Origin of the sequence: Chamaesiphon sp. GL140_3_metabinner_50, from assembly GCF_025361915.1 — a bacterium.
Lineage (GTDB): Bacteria > Cyanobacteriota > Cyanobacteriia > Cyanobacteriales > Chamaesiphonaceae > Chamaesiphon.
This window is the reverse complement of the sequence record NZ_JANYJC010000073.1, coordinates 1-6,366: the sequence shown is the minus strand read 5'-3', so window position 1 is coordinate 6,366 and position 6,366 is coordinate 1. Positions and strand designations below refer to the sequence as shown.

Here is a 6,366-nt window from a genome sequence, read left to right as displayed (position 1 = left end):
GCGATCGTTGCAGGTATTGTCAGCATGGTTTATCAATGGCAGATGGTAGATATCAGCCCCGCAACACATGAAATCGCCACTTCGGATAATTTTGAAGATAATTCAATTTTAGCGGCTGTCAAGCCCGATTTAGCCACTATGGAAAGTCCAGCGGAATGCGGGTACCGATCCGATCGCTCCAACGTCCAAAGGGAATCAGCAAAGCGAGATTAGCAGCCGATGTCAAACTATTATAGAGCGTCACCCAACTGACATCGATCGCTAAATTTTGGAGCAGGTAGAGATTAAAAAATGGCGCGCTGAGATTGAGTGCGAACATCCAAGCACTAAAACAGATTGTAAATCCTAGAAAGTACCGATCTTGGAGAAAAGTGACGATCGCCGATGGACTTTCCATAGTGGCTAGATCGGGCTTGACAGCCGCTAAAATTGAATTATCTTCAAAGTCATCCCAATTGGCGATTTCATGTGTTGCGGGGCTGATATCTACCATCTGCCATTGATAAACCATGCTGACAATACCTGCAACGATCGCCACTCCTAAAGCGATCTCATAAGCTTCAATTTCGCCTCTGGGATAATTTGCTACCCAAAAACCCGCGATCGCCACCACTATTAAACTGGTTAAATTAGCCGCAGTATTGCGGATGCTAAAATAACGACCGCGCAATTTACTGGGCACCAAAGCCGCCATCCAACTCAACCACGTTGCACTTCCGAGTCCGCCGAGTAGATGGCTGACAGATACCACTACCATCGTCAACAGGATCGTAGCGCGATCGTCGAGTAAATGTTGAGTATATAAGGCAATCCCGATCGCCAGCAATATCCAGACGCATCGCGCTGGAATATTAACGATAGAGCAGTAATTACGCCGACTTTGAGCGCGCTCTCCCCACCAAGCTCCCAGCGGTTGAACGACATTTGCCAACATGGGAATCGCCGCTAAAATTCCCACCTCAAAAGAATTTGCCTGGAGCTTGATTAAAAAATTACTCAGCAATACTCCACTGGTAAGGTTGGCATAAATAGCCGCAAATACTCCATCGATCGAGGATGCAACTAAACTGCGGCGAATCTCGGTGGTTGAAATCCGATCGGTTGAAATAGATGGTTTGGTCTCTAACTCGATGGGCGTTACAGTTACCGGGTTTAGACCTAAATCCACAAGTTACCTCGATAGCAGTCGGGTTGAGATGAGATTACACACCGATGTCTGGAGTGTATCGCATTTATAGCCATTAACTGTTCTATCGATCGGATGACAACTCTAAATTATCGCGCACCTAATTGCTGCAACTGGCGGACGATTTGGGCGTGTTGGAGATCCGATCGCTCGAATTGATAAAGACCCATTTGGGCGTATTCTAGAGCCGAATAACTTTGCGATTCGCCCGCTGGAGCCTGAATATCGGCACCTGCTTCGATGAGTAGCTGCACGATCTCACCATAACCTGCATAGGCAGCACTAGCGATCGGCGTGAACCCTAATTTATCGCGCAAATTGACATTAGCCCCGGCTCGGATCAACAGTTCGACGATTTTGGTATGTCCGGCTGCTGCTGCATTCCCAATCGCCGCCCCGCGATCGAGATCTAAATTAACATTACCCGCCACTAGCGATTGGACGCGATCGGTATTTCCTGTCGTTGCGGCTTGAATCAGTTGCACCGATTCTAGTCCCAGCGTCGAAGCACCTGCTTGCATGAGCAGGTTAAACATCGGGTAATTTTCAGCAGCAGCGACAGCAGAAAGCACGGTATGTCCCCGATCGTCTACCAGATGGAGATCTGCACCAGCAGCAACCATCGTTTCAACACAATCGGCATAGCCAGCACCAGCCAGCGCGGCATAGAAGATGGCTGTTTTGCCCCCAGCACCGCGTTGATTGACATCGGCACCGCCAGCAATTAGTAACTTTAAGACATGCTGACGATTGCTGGCAAAGAAACTCCCCGCAGCTAGCATTAGTGCCGTCATCCCAGCACCCAAGCCATCATCATCGCTGAGGAGATTAGGATCGGCACCCGCAGCTAAGAGAATATTCACCAGCGATCGATGTCCGTAATAAGCCGCAGCCATTAGTGCTGTATGTCCCTTCGCACCGAGTTCGTCGATTTCTACACCAATCTCGATCGCCCGATTTATCTCGTCAATATTGCCGATCGTGGCCATTTCGATGAATTTCTCCACCGGACGATTTTGGGCGCGAATCCGGCGTTTGCGGGTGGCTTGGAGCAGTTGTTCGCCATCGCGATCGGCACATAATCTAATCGTCGTATTGACGAGGGGATAGAGATAGTGATAAATCTCGCGATCTTCACATTTGGCTGCCAATAAAATCGGCGTTTCACCGCGACTCCAGACGTTTACATTTGCCCCCGCCGCGACTAATAATTGCACCACAGCCCGGTGTCCGCGCTCGATCGCCGATAATAGAGCCGTCCAGCCATCTCGACCGACTGGCGCGTTAAGATCGACTCCTCTGGGTAAGAGCATTTGCACGATTTCTACCGCGCCGCTTTCGGCGGCTAAACCCAGAGCGGTAGTTGAAACGCTCCCACATTGGGCATTAGCTCCCGCAGTCAGCAAACATTGAACGATATCCAGATGTCCCCGTTCGATCGCCATTCCTAATGGGGCATAACCCAAATTCCAATCGTACCGATCGAGATTCGCGCCAGCTTCGATCGCCTGTTGAACTAAATCGAGATCGCCATCGATCGCCGCCGCCATTAGTGAGGTATTGGTCGCATTTCCTTCGTATACTGGTTCTGCCAGCTCTCGCTCTCGCTCTAGTCGAGCGTCGCTGTGCCCAAAAATATCCGTGCTAGTTTGGGTATCGACAAAATATTCGGGTTCATCTTCGCCACCAATGACAGGGAATAAGCTCGAATCGAGATCGGAGAGCAAGTGGGATTCGGATGAGATCGACGGCTCTACATCCACCGCATTGGCGGCTGGCTGTAGATCGCCCAGATCGATGGCATAAGTTTCACCATCTTCCCAAGTTTCTGTTGGCGTAAAATAACTTTCATCCATTTCAAACAGCCGATCGATATCGGAAATGCGTCGATCTAGCTGTTGCTGGGGTAAATTACTCAAGTTTAGATCTAAAGCTGAGATGCCTCCATCGCAGTTTTCGACAATGTAAGTCTCGTTCTCTTCCCATGCACCCATTGGCGTAGAGAGCCGATCTGAACTTGCAGCATCGTCAGTGGTGAGTCGATCCAGATTCAAGCTCAGATCGAAAGCATAAGTCTCGCTCGCTTCAAAATCTAACTCTCGATCGCGCGGCGAAAGTCGATCTGTTGTGGTAATTTCAACATGCTCGAACATGTCCGTGCTATCCAAATTTGCCAGCAGATTGGGATCTCGATCGGTCGTAAAAACTTCATCTAGATCGAAGGTATATGTCATCTCAGCCTCAGAGCCGATATCTTGCCAGTCAGGAGCAAGACGATCGATCTGTGTGGGTGCGCGCAAGTTCCCAACTGGGATGACTCGCTCGATTTCTGTCGCCCGATTAGTACTCGGCTGATGAATCAGATCGATTAAATTTTCAAACGGAACCTGGCGGGCGTTGTGTGGTTCTAGTGGTTCGGTAGCTGCATCGGTTGATGCCGATGTGAGGCTGGAATTAGGGATTACTACTACTGGATTAACAATCGGTTGAAACGCCGAATTTTTCGGTGCTTGCATTTGGGCACCAGCAGCAACCAGCAAATCGACGATTTCTAAACTACCCTGACGGCACGCAACGGCTAGCGGTGTTTGTCCGCGCTGGTTCGGGCTATTGATGGCTACGCCTGTGTCGATCGCGAACTTAACTCGCTCGTAACTAGCTGCGGCGATCGCGTCAAATAAGCTCTGAGTTTTAGGATCTACACTCATGATTGCTGGTTCCAAGTAGGCTGGGGAAAAAAGTGATGTGCCCTAAGCACTATCCACACCTTTATCATTCCCAAATTATTCCCCAAAATCTCGATCGAGCAATTTTTCCCATAAATTTTTCCCCACTGCTCGAATAACTACTCTAGATATCTAATTTGACACTATCAGGGTACTTAGATTTGCTGGCGGAGAATTTGTTCGACACTCGGATGTAAATTAGGAAACGTCGCCGATTGGATGAGATCGACACCTTGAAATTCGATCGGTTCGTACCAACCTTCCATCAGCGTAAAAACAGTCACTTTTTCCAGTAAAGGATCGACAATCCAATATTCAGGAATATCTAAAACGCTATACTCGGTACGTTTAGCCCGATAGTCAACTGTTTTTGTCGATTCGCTCACAACTTCTACTACCAATAACGGCGGAACTTCATTTAATTCGACAACCGCCTCGCGAGTTTGCAAAGCTCGCCATTGCTCCAGCGGCAAAACCATCACATCAGGAATCCGACAGGTATCCCATCTGCCACCTTTGGGAGAGCGAACGCCAACTAATCCAGGTAAAACAACCCAATCGCGATCTAGATTCGCAATCTCTGTTTCCAACATTCGTTCGATAAATTTGATAATCGCACCATGTTGTCCCGTGCCCAAACTCATTAGGATTAGCTCTCCATTGACTAGTTCGTAACGCCTGTCGGTAGCATCGGTATATTTAAGATACTCTGCAAAAGTCAACCGATTAGTAATGGTAGTCATAGCAGTATTCCCACGATGAATTAAATAGATATTACCATTGTAACGAGCCAGCCGTATCACCTTGAGATCGCTTCAACTCTGCATCCCGCTCGAACCATTTGATAATCTGTTGCGGGGTCAGATCTTCAATTTTTTCGACCCGTTCCTCATCAGCAATCTGTTTGAGCATTCGCATCGAAGAAATTGTAATTCGGGTTAAAAACTTCTCGTGAGTAGATAGCAATGCTGTTTCTACTTCTACCGCCTCAGCGTGCGTTAAGTACTTTTCGTCGCTCATTGGAAATATTCTGATGATTAATTATTAACTATCGATCGTCGAAATCAGATAACCGCATTGATGTCCGCCATCAACCAGCCAGTGCGTGCGCTCTACCTGACAATCTGCTAGCGCAGCCGCAAACATTTCTAATTCGTGTCCGCACACAGCCGGAAACGAGGTCGCTACCTGCGAAATAGCGCAGTTATATTCAGTCAGGATAAACTTGTCATTTTGTCCTTCTAAGGGGTGGTACTCAGCCATATACCCCTCTTGGCGGCGTAATTCAACTAGCTTGGCAACCCGTTCTGGCAATTCGCCCGTACCCAACTTATGACGGTAATCGATGCTTTTCTTTTGCCAATGTTGATGAATAATTTCACTGGCTCGATCGTAACCGAGATTATCGACTAGAGTGTCTAAGAACGAGATCGCAAACCTATCGTAGCGATCGGGAAAGCGATCGTGTCCCTTCTGGCTGAGATGATAGATATGTTGGGGTCTACCAGTGCCAGCAGCTACAGATTTGTAGACAATTAAATCTTCAGTTTGTAAATCTTTCAGGTGGCGACGTACCGCCTGGGGACTGATATCTAGTGCGGTCGCCAAATCTTGAGCGATGGCTTGCCCCTGTTTGAGGAGATATTCGAGGATATCCTGCTTGGTGGATGATTGCTGCTCTGTCATCATATCAGTGCTGGTTGTGGAGAAATGGTCGCGCGCAGACGTGTGAATATAAAAAACTTATTAAAAATTTCGCTAGTTTTGCTACTTTCGCAACAACTATGTTGTTAAATTACGATACAATAGGGATAACTAAGTTAAACAATCAGTTTATTGTTTAATTATACGATATTTTGTCTGTCCCAGCCAGACACCTTAACCATCCTTATTCTAGAGAGAACACAGGCGATCGATGAGTAGCGCAGTCCAAAATTTAGTCAATCAACCCTATAAGTACGGCTTTGTCACTGATATTCAGTCCGACCAGATTCCGCGCGGCTTGAATGAGGATATCGTGCGGCTGATTTCGTCCAAAAAAGACGAGCCACAATTCCTGCTCGACTTCCGACTGCGCGCCTACCGCCAATGGCTCAAGATGACCGAACCAACTTGGCCGCACGTTGACTATCCCGCGATCGATTACCAGGATATCATCTATTACTCCGCCCCCAAACAAGCCGCCAAAAAATTGGACAGTTTGGATGAAGTCGATCCCATTCTCCTCGAAACATTTGAGAAATTGGGAATCTCCCTCAACGAGCAAAAGCGGCTCTCGAACGTCGCCGTCGATGCCGTATTTGATAGCGTCTCGATCGGCACCACCTTTAAGGCACAATTAGCCAAAGAAGGCGTGGTATTCTGCTCGATTTCCGAAGCTGTACGTCGTCATCTCAAAGACTTACAGACGGAGGGTTTAATTGCCTATCAGTCAGTTTCTTCGGGCACAGGTAG

General features: G+C 47.9%; 5 protein-coding genes and 1 pseudogene. 1 reads left to right on the top strand and 5 read right to left on the bottom strand.

Annotated elements, in window-relative coordinates:
• Positions 1–136: 136 nt before the first annotated feature.
• The 5 genes from Q0R35_RS03700 to sufR form a co-directional block, all read right to left on the bottom strand.
• Positions 137–1,168 carry an MFS transporter gene (locus Q0R35_RS03700; RefSeq protein WP_295614591.1) on the bottom strand — a complete coding sequence of 344 codons (1,032 nt, stop codon included), beginning with the start codon at positions 1,166–1,168 and terminating at the stop codon, positions 137–139.
• 107 nt (positions 1,169–1,275) lie between these two features.
• Positions 1,276–3,894, bottom strand: coding sequence for an ankyrin repeat domain-containing protein (locus Q0R35_RS03695; RefSeq protein WP_295614589.1), 2,619 nt, complete (start codon positions 3,892–3,894; stop codon positions 1,276–1,278).
• 173 nt (positions 3,895–4,067) lie between these two features.
• Entirely contained in the window at positions 4,068–4,655 is a 588-nt protein-coding gene (locus Q0R35_RS03690; protein WP_295614588.1) for a Uma2 family endonuclease, read from the bottom strand.
• A gap of 31 nt (positions 4,656–4,686) precedes the next feature.
• Positions 4,687–4,932, bottom strand: a complete 246-nt coding sequence (locus tag Q0R35_RS03685) for a hypothetical protein (RefSeq protein ID WP_295614586.1) — start codon at positions 4,930–4,932, stop codon at positions 4,687–4,689.
• Positions 4,933–4,956: 24 nt separating this feature from the next.
• Complete coding sequence (sufR, locus tag Q0R35_RS03680; protein WP_295614584.1) at positions 4,957–5,601, bottom strand: iron-sulfur cluster biosynthesis transcriptional regulator SufR; 645 nt, start codon at positions 5,599–5,601, stop codon at positions 4,957–4,959.
• A 226-nt stretch (positions 5,602–5,827) separates the two neighbouring features.
• On the opposite strand from sufR, the pseudogene Q0R35_RS03675 reads away from it, so the two are divergent.
• Positions 5,828–6,366, top strand: a pseudogene (locus Q0R35_RS03675) (hypothetical protein); the annotation flags it as partial.